We start from the raw sequence: 22,801 nt of genomic DNA, 5'->3' as shown, positions 1-22,801 counted from the left end.
TCGAGATCCGTCCCACGCGCACCGCTCACGAAACATGAGCGGTGCGCGCTTTTGCCGTTATAAAGTGGATTTCGCCCCCCGGCCATGCATGTCGCAACAAGGGGGCAACCATGATCGAACAGATGGACATCGGTGGCGCGTTCGGCGACGCGATGCGCGCGGTCGCCCTGTTCGTGCCGAAGCTGGTGGTCTTCGTCGCCGTCGTGACGGCCGGTTGGCTGATCGCGCGGACGTTCCAGAAGATCTGCACGGCGGCCCTGCACCGGGTCGGGTTCGAGCGCGCGGCCGAACGCGGCGGCCTGCACCGCATGCTCGCCCGCAGCCCGTACGACGCCAGCGGGGTCGTCGGCAAGCTCGTCTACTACGCGATCCTGCTCATCGCGCTGCAGATCGGGTTCGGCGTCTGGGGGCCCAACCCGGTGAGCGACCTGATCCGGACGGTCGTCGGCTACCTGCCCCAGGTCGCCGTCGCGATCGTGATCGTGGTGATCGCGGCTTCCATCGCCCGCGCGGTACGGGACATCGTCGGCACCGCGCTCGGCGCCCTCACCTACGGGCGGATGCTCGCCACGGCCGCCTCGTACTGCGTGCTCGGCATCGGCGGCATCGCCGCGCTGAACCAGATCGGCGTGGCCGTCACGGTCACCATGCCGATCCTGGTGGCCGTGCTCGCGACGGTCGGCGGCATCTGCGTCGTCGGGATCGGCGGCGGCCTGATCAGGCCCATGCAGCAGCGCTGGGAACGCCTCCTCAGCCAGGCCGAGGCGCAGTCCCGCCAGATCAACCAGCACGCCCGGGCGTACGCGGCCGGCCGCAGCGACACTACGACGCAGTTCGTCGCCGCGCCGGCCAGTACCACGTTCCCCACCTCGGGCGGCCCGGTCGTCAGCGGCCCCGTGCTGCCGGTGCACACCGACGCCCGCCCGGACGGCTGGCCGAGCATCGACGACACGGCGGAGCACCACTTCGCGCCGGCCTCCGGCGAGATTCACCGCCACAGCCGCTGACGCGGCCCCTCCCGAACTCCCGGCGCGGCCCCACTCCCAATCCGAGCCGCGCCGGGTCCCACACCGCACGATCCCGGGGTGCGCCTGAACGGCGCGCCCCGATTCGCCGTCCGAGCCGGTCCGGGTGCGTCTCGGGGCCGCAGCGGTGCCGCTCGGTTGCGCCCATTGGCCTGCGCCGCCGCGGCTTCTACCGTCAAATGCGTGACGCAGAGCTATCGAGACCTCACCGCAGCGGCCCGTCGTGAAGCGGCGAAGGCCACCCTCTCCGGCCTCATGACCTGGCTCGGCGACGCCGGCCTCGACGCCGCCTCGCGGCTGCCCGGGCTGCTCGCCGAGGTCGACCAGCACGTCGCCGCGGTCCTCGAGGCGCTCTGCGGCCAGGGGCACTCCCTCGGCCCGGTCGCGCTCGCCGGCTACGCCGCCGGTGTCCGCGACGCCGCCACCGAGCAGGGCTGGAGCGTCCCGGACACGCGCAGGCTCGCGTGGTCGCACGCCGACTGGCCGACGGTCCGCCTGCTCGCCGTGGCGAGCATCGCGCGGACCGCCGCCTACGCCTGACGACTAAGGTCCTACTTCCCGACCCGGATCCGGTTGGTCGTCGTCGTCACCCCGGGGACCTGGGCGGTGTCCATGCGATGGAACGCCGTCCAGTCCCCGGCCGCGGCACCCTTCACCGTCACCTGGTAGGTGAGCGAGGCGCCGGGCGTCGGTGCGCTCGACGTGACCAGCAGGTCCCCGGCCGGCACCTCGCCGATGGGCAGCTGCGCGCCGGCCGTCCCGTTGACGTTCTCCGCGCCGATGAGGAACGGGATCCCCGGGTTCACCGGACGGGCGGTGTCCGGATAGGCGAACCCGATCTCCTCGGGCCCGCCCAGCCGCAGCCAGGCCTGGAAGGTGCGCAGGTCGGCGGTGCCGTAGACGTTCACCCGCCACTCGGCGACCAGCCACTTCCCGCCGTCGATGCCGGTGAGCACACCCATCGCGATGCCCGGTGCGCCGGCTCCGTCGAGATCCGTCCAGAACGGCGCGAGCACGTTGTTCGGCCGCGCCTTGTCCGGCAACGCCGTCAGGTCGCAGCACTGCACGTCGGCGATGTCCCCGCCGCCGACCACGAGGTAGCCGTTGGACGCGGCACCGACGCGCGTGTACGTCTGGCCGCCGTAGGTCACCGGCTCGGGCAGGTCGAAGTTGAGGATCTCCTCGTCACCGACGGCCTCCGGTTCGACCTCGTACTCGTCCAGCGACACGTAGCCGTAGAGCTGGCCGGCCGTCAGGGTCGGCTTCGCCGGCACCGCGCCGGGCAGCCGCCGGCCGCGTACCTCCACCTGGTGGTCGCCGGTGATCATCGCGCCGCTGGCGTTGACGATCGGCAGGTTCCGGTCGGTCATCGTGGTGAGATCCACGGTCGCGTCCTCGAACGACGTGTTCGACGCCGTGACGGTGCACGTGCTCGTGCCGTCGACCTTGATCCGTTCCGGTGCGCAGACGCTCTTCAACGACACCGGCCCCTGCTGCGGCGTGAACGCCACCGGCAGGTGCAGCGCCGGCCCCGTCGCGTCGTCGACCGGCACCAGGCGCACCTCACCGAAGTACTGCTGCTTGGCGGCGTTCGACTGAATCGTGATCGAGACCTCGGCCGCGCGGCCCGGGAGCACGGTGACCGACTCCGGACGCACCACGATCGACGAACCGTCCGGGGCGGTCGCCTCCGTGCGGTAGGCGAGCGTCCGGCCGGTGACGTTGGTGGCCGTGCGGACCGTGGTCAGCCGGCCGGGCAGGATCGGCGCGTTGACCGACGGCAGGTTGAGGTGGACGGCGTCGACCGGGTCGAGCCCCATGGTGACCATCCGGGCCGGCGTCTCGTCGAAGACCAGGCCGACCGTGCGCGCCAGGTCGAGGCGGATCCGTCCGGCTCCCATGTCGAACGGGTCGGCCGGCGTGGTCAGGTCGTGTTTGACGACGTCCGTGGTGGCGGTCGTCATGAGGGCCGACCTGATCCGCCCCGGCGTCCACTCCGGGTGTACCGCCTTGAGCCAGGCGGCCGCCCCGGCGACGTGTGGCGAGGACATCGAGGTGCCCGCGATGGCCTGGTAGTACTCGCCGGGCGGGCCGCCGCTGGTGGCCTGCGGGGTCGGCGTGTGGCCGGCGAGGATCTGCACGCCGGGGGCGGTGATGTCCGGCTTCACGAACGATCCGGCCGGCCCGCGCGAGGAGAACGCCGCCATCACGTCGCCGCGCCCGTCGCGCTTCTCCCCCGCGGTGAAGCTCGCCTTGACGCCGTCGGGGTGGGCCGCCATGAACTCCTTGAACTCGCGGCCGTCGGGCAGGTGCACGGTCGGCAGCCAGTGGTTGTCGGTCTCGACGTCCTGCAGGTCGGGGTTGTACAGGACCATCCCGACCGCGCCACCCTGTTTGACGTTGTTGCCCTTGTCGACGCGCGCGATGCCGCCGCCACGTTCACAAGCGACGATCTTTCCGTCGAACGCCCCCGCGGTGGCCGGCGTGCCGCACAGCGCCGAGTAGCCCTCGACGCTCTCCGCCAGCACCAGCGGCGCCTCCTCCGCGGCCCCGGTGATCGACGCCCCGTCGAACGTCTTCGTCTCCTCGCCCGCCTGCACCGTCAGCGTGGCGTTGAACTCGCGCTTCTGCGTGGAGGCCGCCACGGTGGTGACCCACGGGGCGAGGTGGTTGACGGTGCCGGCGTCCGGCCCCTCGTTGCCGGCGGAGGTCGCCACGAAGACGCCGGCCGCGTACGCGTCGAGGAACGCCAGCTCGACCGGGTCGACGAACGGCATCGTCCCGCCGGAGACCGAGTAGTTGATCACCTGAACGCCGTCCCGCACGGCCTGGCCCACGGCCGCGCTGGAGTCCGAGGAGAAGCACCCGGACTCCCCGCACACCTTGTACACCGAGATCCACGCGCCGGACGCGACCCCGCGCAGCGGCCCGCGTTCGGTGCCGAGGACGGTGGCCCGCTCGGTCGGGTTGCCGGCGGCGGTGGTGGAGGTGTGGGTGCCGTGGCCGTTGGAGTCCCGCGCCGTGCGGTACTTCTCCGCGGCGACCTGCAGCGGATTGCTCAGGTACGTCTCCAGGAACGCCTGCCCGCCGATGAGCTTGCGGTTGCACACGAACGGGTCATCGGCTTCGGTCAGCGGGTTGTCGCCGAAGTCGCAGGCGCGGGCCGTTCCGTCGGCCTTGAGCGGGGCGGGCTGGCTGTCGGGCCGGTCGGCGTAGGCGGGGTGCTCGGGCCAGGCGCCGGTGTCGAGCACGCCGACGATCACCCCCGCGCCGGCGTCGGTCGCCGAGGGCGCGTCGGGCGTGCCGGCCGCTCCGATGAACTCGGCGCTGGAGTCGGTGAGCGGTGCGCGCATCTCGTCCGGCTGGACGGCCACGACGCCGGGGAGCCCGGCGAGGGTGCGCAGGGTGTCGGCCGGTGCGGTCAGCGCGATCCCGCCGTAGACCGTGCGCAGGGTCCGGCCGGGCTGCGCGCCGGGGACGGCGCGGCGCAGTTCGCCGAGGAACGCCTCCTCCCGCTGCGCGATGTAGCGCTCGTAGGCCTGTTCGTCGGGGCCGCCGGAGAGCTTGCGACCGGTGACGCCGGGGCTGGTGGCAGGGTGGCCGGGCAGCCCGCCCGCGTACGTGGCGACGGGGTCGTAGTCGAGCTTGACGACGACCTGCGCCGGCCGGGAGTCGCGGCGGGCCAGCAGGTTCTCGTCGGAGCGGGCGAGCCGACTGGTCAGCGGCTTGGCGCTGCGAACCCGTTCGGCGGGGGCGAGCGCCTTGTCGAGGGTGAAGCGGGAGTCGGCCTGTCCGGCGCTGGGAGCCGCGCTCACGAGGATCGCGGCGGGCAGCAGAACGGCGAGCGCGAGCGCTCCGCGCAGAACCCTCGTACGGTGCACGGGCCCATCATCCACCCGAAAGGGGTTCGATTTAGGCAAAACGAACGACAGCGGGCGAACCCCGAAGGGCCCGCCCGCCGCCTCTATGGAGGGTTACCGGTTGGCCTGTTCGTCGTACTCGCGGGCCCGGATCAGCGCCCGGCAGACCTGGTTGAACCGGCGCTCCTCCAGGTCGTCGACCAGTTGCACGGTGGCGTCGCCGTACTCGGCGAAGAGCGTCAGGTCGTTGCGCCGCAGCCGCCAGCTCATCACGGCGACGCCGGCCGGCAGCCCGACCAGCAACGGCCCGCCGAACAGCAGCGCGGGCTCGCCGGAGAGCGCCACGAACGTCGCCATCGCCGCGACCAGCACGCAGGCCATGGCGGTCGACGCGACGGTCATCGGGTGCGCCGGCCGCCGCACGGCACGGAGATTTACCAGCTCAGCCACCTGGAACCGGCGGCCGGAGATCGTCAGCCAACGATCCGTGATGATGATGTCCCCGTCCCGGTAGAACGTGCGGCGGGGAAGTCTACGAGTTGCCTCCATGAGGAGGACTCCCTCCACTCGACTCGGCTGTGCAATGCGACCGGCCACCGAACGGTCACTCTCTGCATCGCTATTGTGCTGAGCGCCACCTTGTTAAGGGAAGACGTGAAGATAGCTAGATAGCAGGTTGGCACAATGCACAGTTCCTATGTCCGGATTTGCCATCATCCTCTGCCGTGAGTGAATCGCCGTCAGCGTCAGGAGGCACAGAGGCTCCTCAACGTGACGCACCTATCACCCGAGGTACAGGCCGTCGACCAGGGTCGCGTAGGCGTCGACCACCGTCGCCCGACGCACCTTCAGCGTGGCGGTCAGCTCCCCGTCGGCGTGCGCCAGCTCCTTCGGCAGCAGCGCGAACCGCTTCACCCGCTCGACGTTCGCCAGGTCGGCGTTGACCTCGTCGACCACGGACTGCACGAGAGCCACCACGTCCGGCCGGTCGACCAGCTCCGCACACGACGCCCCCGGTACGCCCACCGCCCGGCCGACGGCCTCCGGCTCGATCCCGATCAGGGCCGTCACGTAGGGCCGGCGATCCCCCACCAGCAACGCGTCCCGCAGGAACGGCGACGCCACCAGCGCCTGCTCGATGCCGGCCGGGGCGATGTTCTTGCCGCCGGCCGTGACGATGATGTCCCTGGCCCGCCCGATGATCCGCACATGCGTGCCGTCCACCCACTCGCCGAGGTCGCCGGTGCGCAGATACCCGTCCTCGGTGAACGCCGCCGCCGTCGCCTCGGGCTCCCGGAAGTACCCGACGAACGTGCCGCGATGGCGGGTCTGGATCTCCCCGGTCTCCTCGTCGATGCGCAGGTCGATGCCGTCGTGCGGCTCGCCGACGGTCCCGATGCGCACGCGGTCCGGGCGGTTGATGGTGGCGACGGCCGAGTTCTCCGTCATGCCGTAGACCTCCTGGACCGTGATGCCGATCCCCAGGAAGAACTCGAGCACCTCGGGCGCGATCGGGGCGGCCCCGGAGGAGGCGTGGCGCACCCGGCTCAGCCCGAGCCGTTCGCGGAGGGTGCGGTACAGGACGGCCCGCCCGATGCCGGAGAGCACCCGCGTCCCGAACGTGTGCCGCCCCCCGTTGGCGGCCATCCGCGCACCGACCCGCTCGGCGACGCCGAGCCACAGCCGGCCGTGGCGGCGCAGCAGCGGCGGGGCCGCGCCCGTGGCGGCGAGCACGCCGGCGCGCATCCGTTCCCACACCCGCGGCACGGCGAAGAAGATCGTCGGCTGCACCTCACGCAGGTCCCGCGCGAACGTGGCGAGCGACTCCCCGAAGTGCACGGTCACGCCGGACGACGCGTTCAGCCACACCGACATGTACCGCTCGGCGACGTGGCACAGCGGCAGGTAGGAGAGCGTGACGTCGGCCGGCCCGGGAGCGGGCGGTCGGATCGATCCGCCGGCGGCCATCAGCTCGGTGAGGAACTCGACGTTGGCGACCGACAGCATCGCACCCTTGGGCGGCCCGGTGGTCCCCGAGGTGTAGACGATCGTCACGAGGTCGTCGGCGCGGGCGGCGGCCATGCGGGCGGCCACGGCGTCCGCGTGCGCGGCCCGGTGCTCGCGCCCGAGCGCGAGAAACCCGTCCCAGGTCTGCACCTTGGGGTGCTCCGCCGGGATGCCCTCGGGGTCGAGACAGACGATGTGGGTGAGTTCGGGGCAGTCGTCGAGAACGGCCAGCGCCTTCTCCAACTGCGTCCTGTTCTCGGTGACCAGAACCTTCGCGCCGGAGTGCGCGAGCAGGTGCCGGATCTCCGCCGGCGGGCTGGTCGGGTAGAGGCCCACGGTGACCGCGCGCACCGCCACGGCGCCGGTGTCGGCGTAGAGCCACTCGGGACGGTTGTCGGCGTGGACGGCGATGCGGTCGCCCGGCTCGACGCCCACCGCCAGGAACGCCTGCGCCACCTCCTCGGCGACGTCCCAGTACCGCGCCCAGGTGATGTCGTCCCAACCGGTGTCGCCGCGCCGCCGCAGGCACACCCGGTCGGGCGCGCGCCGAGCGTGATCCCGCACCCGGGAGGCGATCGTGGCGGCCGCGGCGGTCTCGTCCATAGACACATTAAATGTTGTCTATTTCTCGGAGAACAGGCAAGACCGGCGGAATCACTGGCCAAACGCCATCGGTAAAGCCGGAACTACACAGTGCTATCAGGACATTCCTCGCCGACTCCCAAAAGTGCTGCCCATTGAGACATTTCCCCCCTTCCATGCCGGCGAAGGATCACGCATAGTTGATCCGGCCCCGCGGCCAGACCGCCGCCCATCCGGGGTGGCACCGCCGGGCCCCGCCGAATCGTGTGTCAACCGGCACCGGGCTCCACGTCCCGGGCCGAACGAACCGGGGAACCATCGGGTGCCGGCACGCAGTGCCTGTTCGACTGCCGGCGCCAGGGGTGAATCCGCGGCCGCCGCCAGCGGCACCGCGGTAGGGCCGTCTTCCCGCCCGAATCCGTCAGCTAACCCGGTAGGCGGTGCGGAAGAAGGGTTGCACTTGTCTACGAAGCAGCGAGCGCTGCGTGCGTTGCTGTGTGCCGCCGTTGCCGTCGGGATCCTCCTCCCGGGCACCGCCGCCCGGGCCGAGCCCTCCATCGACGAGGTTCAGGCTCAGATCGACAAGCAGTACAACGAGCTGGAACACGTCATCGAGGCGTACAACAAGGCCAGCGAGGATCTCAAGGCGACGCAGGCGGCCATGGCCGATCTCAACCAGAAGATGGCGCCGCTGGAGACCCAGCTCAATGCCGCCCGGGCAAACGTCGCCTCGATGGCCACGACCGCCTACAAGACCGGCGGCGGGCTCGCCAACGCGACCGCCCTGCTGACCGGCAACGGCACGGGCGACCCGGTGCGCACGTTCGAGTCGATGGACCGGATCGCCAAGCTCCAGCAGCGTGACCTGAACGCCTACACGGACAGCCACAAGAAGTTCCAGGACGAACAGCGCCGGCTGAAGGCCCTGGAGGCCGACCAGAGCAAGACGCAGGCCGACCTGGCCGCCAAGCGGGCGACCATCGAGGCCGAGATCAAGAACCTGGAGGCCAAGGAGCGCGAACTGGAGGCCCGCCGCCAGGCGAGCGGCCAGGCGAAGCCCCCGACCAACACCTCCAAGCCGCCGCCCGCCACGGGTTCCGGCAAGGGGGCGATCGCGGTCAACTTCGCTCGCGATCAGGTGGGCAAGAAGTACGTGTACGGCGCCGAGGGGCCCAACGCGTACGACTGCTCGGGCCTGACCAAGATGGCCTGGGCGGCGGCCGGCATCACGCTCCCGCACAACGCCGCGCAGCAGTACAACAAGATCCCGCACGTGAGCCGGGCCAACCTCCAGATAGGTGACCTGGTCTTCTCCAACAACCTGGGGCACGTCGCCATTTACATCGGCGGCGACCAGGTGATCAGCGCCTCGAACGCCAGCAAGCCGATCGAGGTCACCGGCATCAACGCCAACCCGATCGTCGGGTTCGGCCGGCCGGGCTGATCGGTATCGATCGCGAGAGGGCGGCACCGCGTGGTGCCGCCCTTTTGTGTGCAAGATCGGGCCGGGGGATGATTCCGGCATGACGTCACCGTCGTGGGACCCCGCCCAGTACCAGCGGTACGCCGACGAACGCGCCCGGCCGTACCGTGACCTGACCGCTCGGATCCGCACCCCCCACCCCAAGTCCGTCGTCGATCTCGGCTGCGGTCCCGGCACCATGACCGCCACCCTCGCCGAACGCTGGCCCGACGCCCGGATCCTCGGCATCGACGCCTCCCGGGACATGATCGCCGCGGCCGAACGGCACGCCGTCCCCGGCCGGGTCTCGTTCCAGGTCGGTGACGCGCGCCGCTGGTCCCCGGAGACCGTCGACGTGATCATCGCGAACGCCGTCCTGCAGTGGGTGCCGGAGCACGACTCGCTCTTCCCCGGCTGGGTCGCGGCGCTGCCGCCCGAGGGCGCCCTGGCCTTCCAGGTGCCGCGCGCCAAGGGGTTCCCGGTCGGCGAGATCTTCCGGCGCATCGCGGCCTCCCCGCGCTGGCACGACCGCCTGGGAACGATCGCCCGAGAGGCCCCGCGCGGGGCGGCGAGCCCGGTTCGTGACGTCACGGAGTATGTCGACGTGCTCAGCCGCCTGGGCATGGAGGTCGACGCGTGGGACACGACGTACGTGCACGTCCTGGAGGGGGCCGACCCGGTCATGGACTGGTTCTCCGGCACCGGCCTCCGGCCGTACACCGACGCGCTGCGAAACGACCCGGCCGCGCTGGCCGACTTCCGGGCCGAGATCGCGGCGGAGCTGCGCGGCGCCTTTCCGCCGGCGCCCTACGGCACGCTTCTGCCGTTCCCCCGGATCTTTGTGGTGGCACACCGGATCTGACAGACGCGCAAGGGCGGCCCCGGCGAACCGGGACCGCCCTTCGCTATGTCGAACTTCCTAGGCGGCGGCCATGCCCTCGGCGCGGGCCAGCTCGCGCAGCCGGCCGAGCGCCTGGATCTCCAGCTGCCGGATCCGCTCCCGCGAGAGCGAGAAACGGCCGGCGACCTCGGTAAGGCTGTGCTCGCGGCCGTCCTCCAGGCCGTAGCGGGCGCGCATGATGCCCGCGGAACGGTCGTCGAGGTGGTTGAGCAGCCCTTCGATGCGCTGGCGCTCCAGTGCGGCCAGCACGACGTCCTCGGGCGAGGGCGCGTCGGTGTCGGAAACCAGGTCGCCGAGGCTGGTGTCTCCGTCGTCGCCGACCGGCGTGTCCAGCGACACGGTGTCCTGCGACCAGCGGATGAGCTCGAGCACCCGCTCGACCGGGACCTGCAGCGCCGCGGCGAGCTGCTCGGGCTCGGGCTCGTTGCCCTGCTCGCGGGTGAGCTGACGCGCGACACTGCGCATCCGGTTGACGTCCTCGACGAGGTGCACGGGCAGGCGCACGGTGCGTTCCTGCTGGGCGATCGCCCGGCTGATGGCCTGGCGGATCCACCACGTCGCGTACGTCGAGAACTTGTATCCGCGCACGTAGTCGAACTTCTCGACCGCGCGCACGAGACCGGTGTTGCCCTCCTGGATCAGGTCGAGCATCGGCATGCCGGAACGCACGTAGCGACGGGCGATGGAGACCACCAGGCGCAGGTTGGCCCGGATGAACCGGTCCTTCGCCTCGGCTCCCTCGGCCACCAGTGCTTCCAGCTCGTCACGGGAGAGCCCGTCCGGCAGGTCGTCTTCCCGGCTCAGCAGATGCTCCGCGTAGAGGCCGGCTTCGACCGCTTTTGCCAGGGCTACCTCGGCTGCGGCGTCGAGCAACGGCGTACGGGAGATCTCGTGCAGGTAAACGCCTACCAGGTCGCGCTCTTCGGCGACCTCGTCGGTACGAATCTGAACGGCCACGTTCTCCACTCTTTCGACCCCTCCCCCGTCGTCCACTGCCTTACCCGCTTACCCGTCCAACCGGTCTTGGAACCGGTGTCCCCACGGATGGGTGCCCACAGCACAACAGCCCCACCCCGGAGTTGATTCCGCCGGTCGCCACGAAATTACGTACCGACCGCTGAGACCTGCGCCACTTACTAAGACGCATCGGCGACGATTTTGGTTCGACGCTCGCCCGTCAACAGGTATTCGGCGCCGCCGCGCTGGTGGATGACCCCGAGATCGGTGCGAATCAGGTGCAATGATTTTCGCGTTGAAGCTGTGAATATTCACAGCTAAAAGTGAGGGCGGCAGGAGTGAAAAACAATCTGGAACAAGACTAGCGCGGTTCATTCACTTTCAATGTCCGGATCCGGGCCGAGAGCCCGCGCCGCCCTCCGAACCGCTAGCGTGCCGACATGGACTTCCCTCGCGCTACCCGGTCGGACGTCGTGGAAACCCTGCACGGGCACCGGATCCCCGACCCGTACCGCTGGCTGGAGGACGCCGACGACCCGGCGACCAAGGAGTGGTCGGCCGCCCAGGACACGCTGTTCGTCGAGCAGCGCGAGGGCTGGCCGGCGCGCGAACGGTTCGCCGCCCGGCTGGGAGAACTCATGGGAAGCGGCTCCGTCGGCCCGCCCGTCTGGCGCGGCGAGCGCCGGTTCAGCACCCGGCGGGAGCCCGGCCAGGAGCACGCTGTGCTTTACGTCACAGAGGGCGGGACGGAACGGGTTCTCATCGACCCGATGGCCCTCGACCCCACCGGCACCACCACCCTGGACCGCTGGGTGCCGTCCGTCGAGGGCGACCGGCTCGCCTACCTGCTCTCCTCCGGCGGCACCGAGGAGTCGTCGGTGTACGTGCTCGACGTCGCCACGGGTGAGGCCGTCGAGGGCCCGATCGACCGCGCCCGGCACACCTCGATCGCCTGGCTGCCGGGCGGGGCGGAGTTCTACTACCAGCGGCACGAACCGGGCGAGGAGGGCATCCACCACCGGCGGATCTACCGGCACCGGGTGGGCGAGGACCCGGCCGGCGACCTGCTGGTCCACGGCGCCGGCGCGGAACGCGCCACCTACCACTCCGCGTCGGTCTCCCGGGACGGCCGGTGGCTGCTGATCACCTCCTCGCGCGGCACCGACCCGCGCAACGAACTGTGGATCGCCGACCTGCACGCGGCCGAGCCGCACGCGTTCACGGCGGTGCTGAGCGGGCTTGACGCGCAGGCGTCGGGCGTCGTGCGGGACGACCGCCTGTACGTGTGGACGGACCTCGACGCGCCGCGCGGGCGGATCTGCACCGCGGCCGCCACGTCGCCCGGGCACACGCAGTGGGCGACCCTGATCCCGGAGGATCCCGAGGCGGTCATCTCGGACTGGGCGTTCGTCGACGGGCCGGGGCTGCTCGCCGTGGCGCACACCCGGCACGCCGTCTCCGAGGTGAGCGTGCACGAGGCGGCCACCGGCGCCCGGGTGTCCACTGTGGAGCTTCCGGGCCTCGGCACGGTCACCGACGTGCGGGGCCGTCCGGTCGGCGGGGACGAACTGTGGATCGCGTTCGACTCGTACGCCGCGCCGCAGCGGATCCTGCAGTGGACCGCCGGCACCGGCGAGGTGAGCGTGTACGCGGTGCCGCCGGGACAGGTGGACCCGCCGCCCGTCGAGGTGCGCCAGGAGGTGTACCGCTCGCTCGACGGCACCGACGTGCGGATGTTCGTGCTGTCCTCGCCCGGCACCGACGGCCCGCGGCCGACCGTCCTGTACGGCTACGGCGGCTTCGACATCTCGCTCGTGCCGCAGTACTGGCCGTTGGCCCTGGCGTGGATCGAGGCGGGCGGCGTGTACGCCGTGGCCAACCTGCGCGGCGGCGGCGAGGAGGGCCAGGAGTGGCACCGGGCCGGCATGCGCGCCCACAAGCAGAACGTCTTCGACGACTTCCACAGCGCCGCGGACCATCTGGTCGCCACCGGCGTGGCGAGCACGGTCGGCTGCTACGGCGGCTCGAACGGCGGCCTGCTGGTGGGCGCCGCCGTCACGCAGCGGCCGGACCGGTTCGACGCGGTGGTCTGCTCGGCACCGCTGCTCGACATGGTCCGCTACGAACGCTTCGGCCTCGGCCCGAACTGGTCCGGCGAGTACGGCACCGCCGAGGACCCGGAGGAACTGGGCTGGCTGCTCGGCTACTCGCCGTACCACCGGGTGCGGGAGGGCACGGCGTACCCGGCGACGCTGTTCACCGTCTTCGAGGGCGACACCCGGGTCGACACCATGCACGCGCGCAAGCTGGCGGCCGCCATGCAGCACGCGACGGCCGGCGACGCGCCGATCCTGGTGCGCCGCGAGGTCGGCGTGGGCCATTCGTCCCGAGCGGTGTCGCGCACCATCGGACTCAACGCGGACGTGCTCGCGTTCCTCTCCGTCCACCTGGGACTTTCCGGCTGAGGCCGCGTAACCCCACCGATACCGGATCGTCGCTCCGCACGGGTCGCGGCGAGGGTGGGACGCGTCTGAGACTGGGGAGTCTCACTCGAAACGTGTAGGGAGTTCACACAGATGGCTCACCTCTCGCGCCTGCGGCTGGCCCGGCACCTCGCGGTACCGGCCCTCGCCGTTGCGGTGGTCGCGCTCTTACCCCTCGCCCGGCCGTCGTCCCGGGATGCCGATTCGGGGGAACGCTGGACGCCGATGTCCCCCGTCCGCGTCTCGTACGTGTCGGCCGACCGCCGGGGCCCCACGGTGACCGGGCACCTGCTCGGCTTCAACGACTTCCACGGCGCGATCGACCCGCCGACCGGCAGCGGCGCCACGGTCAACGGCACACCGGCCGGTGGCGCCGAGTACCTGGCCGCGACGGTCAAGCGGCTGCGTGCCGAGGCCAGGCGCACGTCGCCGTACGTCTACACCGTGGCCGCCGGCGACAACATCGGCGCGTCGCCGCTGGTCAGCGCCGCGTTCCACGACGAGCCCGCGGTCGAGGTGCTCAACGCGCTCGGCCTCGACCTGACCTCGGTCGGCAACCACGAGTACGACGAGGGCGTCAAGGAGCTCGAACGACTCCAGCGCGGCGGCTGCCACCCCACCGACGGCTGCCAGGACGGGACGCCGTTCAAGGGCGCGGACTACCAGTGGCTCGCCGCCAACGTGGTGAACAAGTCCACCGGGCTGCCGCACCTGGCCCCGATCTCGGTGCGGTGGGTCGGCGGTTCGCTGGTCGGCTTCGTCGGCATGACGCTCAAGGGCACGCCCGGCATCGTCAACCCGGCCGGCATCACGACGGTGGAGTTCAAGGAGGAGGTGGCCGTCGCCAACCAGTACGCCGACCTCCTCAAGCGCTTCCTGGGGATCAAGTCGATGGTGCTGCTGATCCACCAGGGCGGCTCGCAGCAGGTCACGTCGCCGGCGGTGCCGGACCCGTCCAGCTGCGCCAGCTTCGCCGGCGACATCACGCCGATCGTGGCGGGCCTGCGGCCGGAGTTCGGCGTGGTGGTGTCCGGGCACACGCACCGGTTCTACTCGTGCGAGCTGCCCAACTCGGCCGGCACCTCGGTCGTCACCAGCGCCGGCACCAACGGCCAGCTGGTCACCGACATCGAGATGACGATCGACAAGCGGACGCACAAGTTCGTCGAGGTGGCCGCGCGCAACGTCGTCACCGAGAACGGCGTGAAGAACACCGACGGCACCTGGGCCAAGGACGCCAACGGCAACTTCCTGCAGAACCCGGCCGGCAAGGACCCGCAGGTCAAGGCCATCGCCGACAGGTACCGCACGGCGGTGGCCCCGATCGCCAACCGCATCGTCGGGTCGATCACGGCCAACATCGTGCGTGACGTGCCGACCGGCGGTTCCGGCGAGAGCCCGCTCGGTGACGTGATCGCCGACGCGCAGAAGGCGTACACCCAGGCGGCCGGTGCGCAGATCGCGTTCATGAACCCGGGCGGCATCCGCGCGTCGCTGACCTACGCGAACTCGCCCGGTGGCGAGGCGCCCGGCCAGGTTACGTACGGCGAGGTGTTCACGGTGCAGCCGTTCAACAACCTGGTCGTGACGCAGACGCTGACCGGCGCACAGATCAAGGACGTGCTCGAGCAGCAGTTCGTCGGCTTCGGCGGGCAGACCACGCAGCGCATCCTGCAGGTGTCGGCGGGCTTCACGTACTCGTACAACGCCACGGCGCCGGCGGGCTCCCGGGTGTCGTCGATCGCGCTCAATGGCGTTCCCCTGGATCCGGCGGCGAGCTACAAGGTCACGACGAACGACTTCCTCGCCAACGGCGGCGACGGGTTCACCAACCTGACGGTCGGCAAGGAGACCCGGGTGTACGCGCCCGGCTTCGACGTCGACGCGCTGGAGGCGTACCTCGCGGCGGCTCCGGTGTCTCCCCCGCCGCTGAACCGCATCACGAAGCTCGGCTGAACGATCGCGACGCCGGCCATCCCGCGATTGGGTGGCCGGCGTTGCGCAACCTTGAGAGGCTGTGCACGTGTTCGACTACGACGTTCTCGTGATCGGGTCCGGCCCCAGCGGCCAGAAGGCGGCGATCGCCGCCGCGAAGCTGGACAAGCGGGTAGCCATCGTCGACAGGCGCACCATGATCGGTGGCGTCTGCATCAACACCGGCACCATTCCCTCCAAGACCCTGCGCGAGGCGGTCCTGTACCTGACCGGCCTCAGCCAGCGGGAGATGTACGGCCAGAGCTACCGCGTCAAGGACGACATCACGGTCGCCGACCTGGCCGCCCGCACGCAGCACGTGATCGGCCGGCAGGTCGACGTGATCCGCAACCAGCTCTCCCGCAACCGCGTGACGCTGATCAGCGGCGTGGCGAAGTTCGTGGATCCGCACGCGGTGATGGTCGACGACGGCAACGGCCGGCCGACGAAGGTGAGCGCCGAGAAGATCATCATCGCCGCGGGCACCCGGCCGGCGCGGCCGGAGAGCGTCGAGTTCGACGAGCGCACCATCGTCGACTCGGACGGCGTGATCAACCTGGAACGGGTCCCGCGCTCGATGGTCGTGGTCGGTGCCGGCGTCATCGGCATGGAGTACGCCTCGATGTTCGCCGCGCTCGGCACGCGCGTCACCGTCGTCGAACGGCGCCCGAAGATGCTCGACTTCTGCGACCAGGAGATCGTCGAGGCGCTCAAGTACCACCTGCGGGACCTGTCGGTGACGTTCCGGTTCGGCGAGGAGGTCGCCACGGTCGAACGCCACCAGGGCGGCACGCTGACCACCCTGCACAGCGGCAAGCGCATCGCCGCCGACACCGTCATGTACTCGGCCGGCCGGCAGGGGCTCGCCGACGAGCTGGCGCTGGACGCCGCAGGGCTCACCGGCGACAAGCGCGGCCGCATCGAGGTGGACAAGAACTTCCGCACGGCCGTCGAGCACATCTATGCCGTCGGCGACGTCATCGGTTTCCCCGCCCTCGCCTCCACCTCGATGGAACAGGGCCGGCTGGCGGCCACGCACGCCTGCGGTGAGCCGGCGCGGGCCATGCACGAGTTGCAGCCGATCGGCATCTACACCATCCCGGAGATCAGCTTCGTCGGTAAGACCGAGGACGAGCTGACCGACAGCCGCACGCCGTTCGAGGTGGGGGTGTCGCGCTATCGGGAGCTGGCCCGCGGGCAGATCATCGGCGACTCCTACGGCATGCTGAAGCTGATCGTCTCACCCAGGGACCACAAGCTGCTCGGGGTGCACATCTTCGGCACCGGCGCCACCGAGCTGGTCCACATCGGACAGACCGTCATGGGCCTCGGCGGCACCGTCGACTACCTCGTCGACACGGTGTTCAACTACCCGACCCTGGCCGAGTGCTACAAGGTGGCCGCGCTCAGCGCGATGAACAAGATCAGCCAGGTGGACCGCCTGCACGACGAGTACTAAGGCGCGCCGGCCGGCGGCCGATGAGAGCGGCATGTCGTCGCACGACCGCCGGCTGGTGTGGCTCCTGTGCGGCGTGGTGCTGCTGAGCACCGTCCTGTTCGCGTTCGCACTCGCCTTCGGTTCCCCGTGGCCGCGGCCGCTGGATCACCTGCTGAACCCGGTCGCCGCGGCGCTGGCCGCGCTGCTGTGCCGCCGCGCGTGGCAGCGTTCCGCGCAGCCGAGGGTGCGCCGGTTCTGGCGGCACAGCGCGTGGGGCATGGCGTTCGTGACGGCCGCGTTCGTGGTGCGGGTGGGCTTCGTCGCCACGTCGTTCGCGGCGCTGGAGCCGTTCTGGATCGGGCTGCAGACGGTCGGCGCCGCGCTGCTGTGCTGGGCGGTGCTGCGGGTGCCGTTGGCGCTGCGTTCGCGCGCCGAACGGGTGGCCCTCGCGCTGGACCTGGGCACGCTGATGATCGCCGCGGCCATCATCGTCTGGCACTTCTTCGGCACGACCGCGCTGCGTTCGCTCACCGGCGGCGCGGCCCCGAACGTCGGGCCGATCATGGGCGGTTCGCTCGTCGCCGTGTTCCTGGCGTCGAAGGCGGCGCTCGCCGGCTCCGGGGCGTTCTCCCGAGGGGTGCTCTCCTGGCGGGCGCTCGGCGCGCTCAGCGGCGGCCTCGGCTCGGCGGTCGGCGCGCTGCTGGCGGCCCGGCCCGACGTCGACGCGCAGGTGGCGATCTTCCCGATCGCCTCGCTGGCCACCGGCGTCAGCGCGTACCGCCAACTCGCCGGGGACTCCGCGTCCGGCCCGGTGCGACCGCGCCGGCGCCGCTACAGCATCCTGCCGTACGCCGGCGTGGTGGTGGTCGACGCGCTGCTCGTCTGGACCGCCGTGCACGACACCTCCGACCACCTGCTGGTCGTGCTGGCCGCCGTGGTGGTCACCGCGATCGTCGTGGTGCGGCAGCTGGTGGCGTTCGGGGAGAACGACTCGCTGCTCAACCGGCTCGGCCGGCAGGAACAGCGGCTGCGGCACGAGGCGACGCACGACGCGCTCACCGGGCTGGCCAACCGGACGCTGTTCCACGAACGGGTGCAGGCGGCGCTCACCCGGCCCGACCGGAAGGTCCCGCCCAGCGTCGCGCTCATCGACCTCGACGACTTCAAGACGGTCAACGACACGCTCGGGCACACCGTCGGCGACGGCCTGCTCGTGGCGATCGCCGAACGGATGCGCGCCAGCGTCCGCGCCGAGGACACCGTCGCGCGGCTCGGCGGCGACGAGTTCGCCATCCTCTTCGAGGCGCGCGACGCCGACGCGGTGGACGCCGCGCTCGACCGGCTCGCCGAGGCCGTCCAGATGCCCGTTCAGGTCGACGAACACCTGCTGGTGGTGGCCGCCAGCTTCGGTGTGGTCGCCGCCGACGCCCTGGACGGCGCCGACGGCGTGGACCTGCTGCGCTGCGCCGACATCGCGATGTACCAGGCCAAGGCACACGGCCGCGGCGGCTACGAGCGCTACCGGCCGGAGATGGAGACGCGCGGCAGCGAACGGGTGCAGGTCGCCGGCCAGCTGCGCACCGCCCTCGACGAGGGGCAGTTCGCGCTGCACTACCAGCCGGTCGTCAGGTTGGCCGACGGCCGGCCGGTCGGCGCCGAGGCACTGGTGCGCTGGCAGCACCCGGAACGCGGGCTGCTCGGCCCGCACGCGTTCGTCGCCGTCGCCGAGGAGACCGGGCTGATCGTGCCGCTCGGGCGGTTCGTGCTGCGGGAGGCCACCCGGCAGGCCGCGGAGTGGATCGGGGAGCACGGCGCGCACCGGTTCGCCGGCATCGCCGTGAACGTCTCGGCCCGCCAGCTGCAGCGGACCGACTTCGCCGGCGACGTGGCCGCCGCGCTGGACGCCGCGGGGCTACCGCCGCACCGGCTGACGATCGAGATCACCGAGTCGACCGCGGTCGGCGGTGGCGCCACCCAGGACTCGCTGCGCGAACTGCGCGCCCTGGGCGTGCGCATCTCCCTCGACGACTTCGGCACCGGCCAGTCGACGCTGAGCCTGCTCGCCACCCTGCCGATCGATCAGATCAAGCTGGACCGCTCGTTCGTGCCGACGCCGGGCCACGAGGCGATCGCCGATGCCGTGATCCGGCTCGCGACCGGGATGGGCATCGAGGCCGTCGCGGAGGGGGTGGAGACCGCCGAACACGTGTCGATGCTGCGCGGCCTCGGGTACCACCTCGCCCAGGGCTACCACTTCGCGCGTCCGATGCCGGCCGGCGACCTGGCCGAACTGCTGGCACGCGAGCTACACGTCGTCCCAGCGGAATAGCCACATCGCCAGGGCCGCCACGACGACCGCGAACCCGATCAGGATGCCGACCTGCGGGAGTACCGCCGTCGGCGGCTGGCCGCGCACCATGACGTCGAGCATCGCGTCGTTGAGGTGCTTGAGCGGGAAGACGTTCGAGACGGTGCGGATCCAGCCGGGCAGGTTGTCCGCCGGGATGAACGACCCCGACAGGAACGCCATCGGCAGCACGATCAGGTTGACGATGGCGCTGGCGCTCTCCTCCGTCTTCGCCCACGCCCCGGCCAGCAGCCCGATCGACATGAACGCCAACGTCGCGCACACCACCAGCGGGACCGCCATCCACCAGTACCCGGACAGCCGCAGCCCGAAGTAGGGCAGCGACGCGACCCCGAGGAAGATCGCCGTCTGGCCGAGCGCGATCAGCACACTGACCAGCACCCGGGCCAGGACGATGGCCGGCACGCGGGCCGGCGACAGCCGCAGCCGCCGCAGGATCCGCTTGCGCCGCCAGCTCACCAGCGTCAGCGACGCCCCGAACGTCGCACCGGTGGCGATCGCCCACCCGAGCAGCCCCGGCGTCACGAACTGGATCGCCTCCAGCGACTCGTCCTCCACCTGCGACAGTTCGAGGTTGAACCGGGGCGGCACGCCGCTCGCGGCCTGGTTGGCGTCCTGCACGAGCAGGTTGAGGATGCTGCGCACCGTCCCCGAACGCACCTGGTCGGCCGCGGAGTAGTGGACGATCACGCGCCCGCCGTCCTGTTCGACCGCCGCGGCGTAGTCGCCGTCGCGCACCGCCTGCAGGGCCGCCTGCCGGTCGTCGCGGCGTTCGACCTTCAGCACCTTGTCGAGTTCGGTCCGCGCGTCGGCCGGCATCTGGTCGATGACCGGAACGTTGCCGATCTGCAGGATCTCCGTCTGCGACACCCCGGCGTCCTTGAACAGCCCGCCGAAGAGCACCAGGAACATCAGCGGGAAGACGATCGTGAAGAAGAGCGTCACCCGGTCCCGCAGGAACCCCAGCAGCATCGCCCGCGACAAGGGACCAAGACCCTTCATGCCCGGTACTCCCTGCCGGTCAGGTGGAGGAACACGTCCTCGAGGGTTGCCCCACGGACGGACAGGCCGTGCAGGGCGTCGCGCTCGGCGAGCGCCGCGAGCACCGGGCCCGGTTCGGTGGTGGCGATCGTGAGCGAGACGCCGTCGTCGTCGACCGCGGCGCCGGACTGGATCGTGCGCGCCTCCTCGACCGGCAGCGCGCCGCTGACGACCGAGACGCGGGTGGGTGCCGCCAGGCCGCGCACGAGGGCGGCGGGCGCACCCAGTTCGAGCACCCTGCCGTGATCCATGATCGCGACGCGGTCGCAGAGGGCCTCGGCCTCGTCCAGGTAGTGCGTGCTCAGCACGACCGTGCGGCCGGTGCTGTTGATCCGGCGCAGCAGGTCCCAGAGGTTGCGCCGGGCCTGCGGGTCCAACGCGGCGGTGGGCTCGTCGAGGAAGACCAGCTCGGGGTCGTGCACCAGGGCGAGCGCGATCGACAGGCGCTGCATCTGGCCGCCGGAGAGCTTCTCGCTGCGCGTGTTGGCCTTCTCGGTCAGCCCCACCTCTTCGAGCATCTCGTCGGCGCGGGCCGGACCGACGCCGTAGAGCGCCGCGAACGTGCGGATCTGCTCGCGTGCGGTGAGCCGTTCGAAAAAGGAAGAGGCCTGGAGCTGGACGCCGATGCGCGGCAGCAACGCCGGGTTGCGCGGCCACGGCGATTCCCCGAACACCCGCACGGAGCCGCTGTCCGCCTTGCGCAACCCCTCGATGATCTCCAGCGTGGTGGTCTTGCCCGCACCGTTGGGCCCGAGGATCCCGAAGAACTCCCCCTCCCGCACCGCGAACGACACCCCGTCCACGGCGGCGACATCCCCGTACCGCTTCCGCACGTCATCGACCTGGATCGTCTCGACCACCGGTGCAATCTAGCGTGGTACGCAGACGCAGACGGCGCGCCCGGGCCGGGCGCGCCGCGTGCTCTATGTGGACCGCTCGACGGCGGCGAAAGGCAGAACGTAGGTAAGGCGGTCAGGAAGCGACGTACGGGTCGATCGAGCCGTCCCAGGAGACCGTCTCGTAGGCGCCGTCGTGGTTGTTGTCGGAGGTCAGGTCGGCCCACCAGCTGCTCTCGTGCGGCGCGGCCCCGATCAGGTCGAAGCTCGCGTCGAACTCGAAGTGCTCGGCGAACGCCACCGGGTCGAGAACGTCCGACGGGTCGTGGTCGGCGGCGTCGGTCGGGTCGTGGTCGGCCGGGTCGTCGGAGAAGTCGTCCGCGCCGTCGGAGGCGAGGTCGGGGTCCCCGTCGTGGTGCGCGCCGTGGTCGGTGTCCGCCAGGTCGAACCCGCCGTCCGCGTGGCCGCTGTCCGTGTCGTGCGCGTCGGGTGCGAACAGGTCGGCGAAGCCGTCCCAGGCGTAGGAGTCCGACGCGTACGAATCCGACGGGGCATCGGCCTCGGCGTTGGCGTCCTCGCCACCGTAGAAGTCGTACTCGCTCATCGGATTCTCCGCTCAGGTCCACTACCGGGGGGTAGGAGGTGGCTGACCTCCTGGAAACCACGGTAGGTAACCCTCGCGAAGGGGTGCTCCCAGAAACGTGCCAGTCGGTCCGCCCCGTCAGCCCGCCCGATGGCGTCCGCCACCTGCGGCTGGAGGCTCCTCCGGCAGGGGCCCACGGCGGTCGAGCCAGCCGTCGCCGTCGGTGTCGACCCAGGTGGAGTCGAGCCGGCCGTCCCCGTCGTCGTCGGTCGTGGCCGCGTCGATCAGGCCGTCGCGGTCGTAGTCGTGCCCGACGAAGTCGGCCCGGCCGTCGCCGTCGGAGTCGACCACCAGGTCGTAGCCGCGCGCGCCGCGGTCGACGGCCGTGAAGTCGTCCCACCTGCCGTCGCCGTCGGCGTCGACCCGGGTCTCGTACGGCCGGTCGGCGAGCGTGCCGTGCGCCGCGGGAGCCACCCGGTCGTGGGCGGTGTCCAGCGCGTCGCCGGAGTGCGCGAAGCTGCCGTGCGCGGGTGCGGCGCCCGGGTCGAGGCCGTCCGTCGGGGCGCCCGGCGCGGCGTGCAGGCCGTCCGTGGCGGGCATCCCGGGCATGGCGCCGCCGGTGGTGATGCCGGGACCGGAGGTGCCGTGTCCGCCGATCCCGATCCCACCACCCGTGTGGAACCCGCGCCCCGGCGCGAACGGCTCCCCACCACGCGTGATCCCGCCGATGTGCCCGTCCCCGCCCCCGCCGCCGGGCACGACGTCGCCGCCGCGCAACGCGTCGGACAGGCCGGTGCCGCCCAGCGGCGACAGCAGCCCGAACAGGCCCGCCTTGCTGGTGCGCTGCTCGACCTGCCGCTGCCCGCCGGTACCGCCGTCGACCTGGGCGCCGAGCAGCTCGCGTTCGTCGGCGGACAGGGTGTAGCCGGCGAGCGCACGATCGGGGTCGGCGGCCAGCGCCGCGCGGAACTCGGGATCGCCGATCAAGCGCTCGAGGGCATCGTCGAAGTCACTCACGGGTGACCTCCCGGGGCTCGGTCCAGAAACAGATCGAGCTTAGTCGAGCTCGGGCATGGGAACGGGCTGCGAACGGGGACGGCACGTGCCGCACTGCACGGCGTCCTCGACGACCAGTCCCTCGCTGCGGCCGCGCACCTGGCTGCGGTGCACCTCCAGCAGGAACGGCCCGAACTTCGCGTGGTCCTCGCACACCCCGCGCGCACAGAACCGGCACGAGCCCCGGGCGGCCTTCGCGCAAAACCAGCACAGCATGTGGTGTCTCCC

Annotated in this window: 17 protein-coding genes and 1 riboswitch; of the genes, 8 read left to right on the top strand and 9 right to left on the bottom strand. The window is 71.3% G+C overall.

What is annotated here, in order from left to right; genetic code table 11:
* The first annotated feature begins 110 nt into the window (after positions 1-110).
* Both Val02_RS35340 and Val02_RS35335 read left to right on the top strand, forming a co-directional pair.
* Positions 111-1,007 carry a mechanosensitive ion channel family protein gene (locus tag Val02_RS35340; RefSeq protein ID WP_203903639.1) on the top strand — a complete coding sequence of 299 codons (897 nt, stop codon included), beginning with the start codon at positions 111-113 and terminating at the stop codon, positions 1,005-1,007.
* Positions 1,008-1,208: 201 nt separating this feature from the next.
* Positions 1,209-1,565 carry a DUF6401 family natural product biosynthesis protein gene (locus tag Val02_RS35335; RefSeq protein ID WP_203903638.1) on the top strand — a complete coding sequence of 119 codons (357 nt, stop codon included), beginning with the start codon at positions 1,209-1,211 and terminating at the stop codon, positions 1,563-1,565.
* Positions 1,566-1,576: 11 nt separating this feature from the next.
* Here Val02_RS35335 and Val02_RS35330 read toward each other — a convergent pair whose 3' ends face one another.
* The 3 genes from Val02_RS35330 to Val02_RS35320 form a co-directional block, all read right to left on the bottom strand.
* Positions 1,577-4,906, bottom strand: a complete 3,330-nt coding sequence (locus Val02_RS35330; protein ID WP_203903637.1) for a S8 family serine peptidase — start codon at positions 4,904-4,906, stop codon at positions 1,577-1,579.
* Positions 4,907-4,999: 93 nt separating this feature from the next.
* Positions 5,000-5,434, bottom strand: a complete 435-nt coding sequence (locus Val02_RS35325) for a DUF6232 family protein (protein ID WP_203903636.1) — start codon at positions 5,432-5,434, stop codon at positions 5,000-5,002.
* Between the two features lie 234 nt (positions 5,435-5,668).
* Positions 5,669-7,495, bottom strand: coding sequence for an AMP-dependent synthetase/ligase (locus tag Val02_RS35320; protein WP_203903635.1), 1,827 nt, complete (start codon positions 7,493-7,495; stop codon positions 5,669-5,671).
* Positions 7,496-7,760: 265 nt separating this feature from the next.
* A riboswitch (cyclic di-AMP (ydaO/yuaA leader) is annotated at positions 7,761-7,929 on the top strand.
* 5 nt (positions 7,930-7,934) lie between these two features.
* On the opposite strand from Val02_RS35320, the gene Val02_RS35315 reads away from it, so the two are divergent.
* Both Val02_RS35315 and Val02_RS35310 read left to right on the top strand, forming a co-directional pair.
* Complete coding sequence (locus tag Val02_RS35315) at positions 7,935-8,918, top strand: C40 family peptidase (RefSeq protein ID WP_203903634.1); 984 nt, start codon at positions 7,935-7,937, stop codon at positions 8,916-8,918.
* Positions 8,919-8,997: 79 nt separating this feature from the next.
* Positions 8,998-9,798, top strand: coding sequence for a methyltransferase domain-containing protein (locus Val02_RS35310; protein ID WP_203903633.1), 801 nt, complete (start codon positions 8,998-9,000; stop codon positions 9,796-9,798).
* Between the two features lie 57 nt (positions 9,799-9,855).
* Here the strand turns inward: Val02_RS35310 and Val02_RS35305 are convergent, their stop codons facing one another.
* Entirely contained in the window at positions 9,856-10,803 is a 948-nt protein-coding gene (locus tag Val02_RS35305; protein ID WP_203903650.1) for a sigma-70 family RNA polymerase sigma factor, read from the bottom strand.
* A 431-nt stretch (positions 10,804-11,234) separates the two neighbouring features.
* Between Val02_RS35305 and Val02_RS35300 the strand changes: the two genes are divergently transcribed.
* The 4 genes from Val02_RS35300 (at position 11,235) to Val02_RS35285 (ending at position 19,018) form a co-directional block, all read left to right on the top strand.
* Entirely contained in the window at positions 11,235-13,259 is a 2,025-nt protein-coding gene (locus Val02_RS35300; protein WP_203903632.1) for a prolyl oligopeptidase family serine peptidase, read from the top strand.
* A gap of 111 nt (positions 13,260-13,370) precedes the next feature.
* Entirely contained in the window at positions 13,371-15,233 is a 1,863-nt protein-coding gene (locus Val02_RS35295; protein ID WP_203903631.1) for a bifunctional metallophosphatase/5'-nucleotidase, read from the top strand.
* Positions 15,234-15,300: 67 nt separating this feature from the next.
* Positions 15,301-16,710, top strand: coding sequence for a Si-specific NAD(P)(+) transhydrogenase (gene sthA, locus Val02_RS35290; protein WP_203903630.1), 1,410 nt, complete (start codon positions 15,301-15,303; stop codon positions 16,708-16,710).
* A gap of 31 nt (positions 16,711-16,741) precedes the next feature.
* Positions 16,742-19,018, top strand: a complete 2,277-nt coding sequence (locus tag Val02_RS35285; protein ID WP_203903629.1) for a putative bifunctional diguanylate cyclase/phosphodiesterase — start codon at positions 16,742-16,744, stop codon at positions 19,016-19,018.
* Here the strand turns inward: Val02_RS35285 and Val02_RS35280 are convergent.
* The 5 genes from Val02_RS35280 to Val02_RS35260 all read right to left on the bottom strand — a co-directional run bounded on the left by Val02_RS35280 (position 18,995) and on the right by Val02_RS35260 (position 22,789).
* Positions 18,995-20,059, bottom strand: coding sequence for an ABC transporter permease (locus tag Val02_RS35280; RefSeq protein ID WP_203903628.1), 1,065 nt, complete (start codon positions 20,057-20,059; stop codon positions 18,995-18,997). The two genes, Val02_RS35285 and Val02_RS35280, sit on opposite strands and share 24 nt — an antisense overlap.
* Positions 20,056-20,958: an ABC transporter ATP-binding protein gene (locus Val02_RS35275; protein WP_203903627.1), complete on the bottom strand. Its 903-nt coding sequence runs from the start codon at positions 20,956-20,958 to the stop codon at positions 20,056-20,058. The genes Val02_RS35280 and Val02_RS35275 overlap by 4 nt, the downstream gene beginning before the upstream one ends.
* 112 nt (positions 20,959-21,070) lie before the next feature.
* Positions 21,071-21,538 (bottom strand): hypothetical protein, encoded by a 468-nt coding sequence (locus Val02_RS35270; protein ID WP_203903626.1) that lies wholly within the window; start codon positions 21,536-21,538, stop codon positions 21,071-21,073.
* Between the two features lie 117 nt (positions 21,539-21,655).
* Entirely contained in the window at positions 21,656-22,534 is an 879-nt protein-coding gene (locus Val02_RS35265) for a hypothetical protein (protein WP_203903625.1), read from the bottom strand.
* Positions 22,535-22,573: 39 nt separating this feature from the next.
* Entirely contained in the window at positions 22,574-22,789 is a 216-nt protein-coding gene (locus Val02_RS35260) for a hypothetical protein (RefSeq protein WP_203903624.1), read from the bottom strand.
* Between the last annotated feature and the right edge of the window lie 12 nt (positions 22,790-22,801).

The organism is Virgisporangium aliadipatigenens (assembly GCF_016863615.1).
GTDB lineage: Bacteria > Actinomycetota > Actinomycetes > Mycobacteriales > Micromonosporaceae > Virgisporangium > Virgisporangium aliadipatigenens.
The sequence above is the reverse complement of the archived record's forward strand: the minus strand, read 5'-3'. Positions and strand labels throughout refer to the sequence as shown.

Coding starts and splice junctions, on each gene's coding strand:
- Val02_RS35340 (WP_203903639.1), top strand. CDS start 111: ATGATCGAACAGATGGACATCGGTGGCGCGTTCGGCGACGCGATGCGC.
- Val02_RS35260 (WP_203903624.1), bottom strand. CDS start 22,789: ATGCTGTGCTGGTTTTGCGCGAAGGCCGCCCGGGGCTCGTGCCGGTTC.
- Val02_RS35325 (WP_203903636.1), bottom strand. CDS start 5,434: ATGGAGGCAACTCGTAGACTTCCCCGCCGCACGTTCTACCGGGACGGG.
- Val02_RS35270 (WP_203903626.1), bottom strand. CDS start 21,538: ATGAGCGAGTACGACTTCTACGGTGGCGAGGACGCCAACGCCGAGGCC.
- Val02_RS35285 (WP_203903629.1), top strand. CDS start 16,742: ATGTCGTCGCACGACCGCCGGCTGGTGTGGCTCCTGTGCGGCGTGGTG.
- Val02_RS35280 (WP_203903628.1), bottom strand. CDS start 20,059: ATGAAGGGTCTTGGTCCCTTGTCGCGGGCGATGCTGCTGGGGTTCCTG.
- Val02_RS35320 (WP_203903635.1), bottom strand. CDS start 7,495: ATGGACGAGACCGCCGCGGCCGCCACGATCGCCTCCCGGGTGCGGGAT.
- Val02_RS35310 (WP_203903633.1), top strand. CDS start 8,998: ATGACGTCACCGTCGTGGGACCCCGCCCAGTACCAGCGGTACGCCGAC.
- Val02_RS35295 (WP_203903631.1), top strand. CDS start 13,371: ATGGCTCACCTCTCGCGCCTGCGGCTGGCCCGGCACCTCGCGGTACCG.
- Val02_RS35300 (WP_203903632.1), top strand. CDS start 11,235: ATGGACTTCCCTCGCGCTACCCGGTCGGACGTCGTGGAAACCCTGCAC.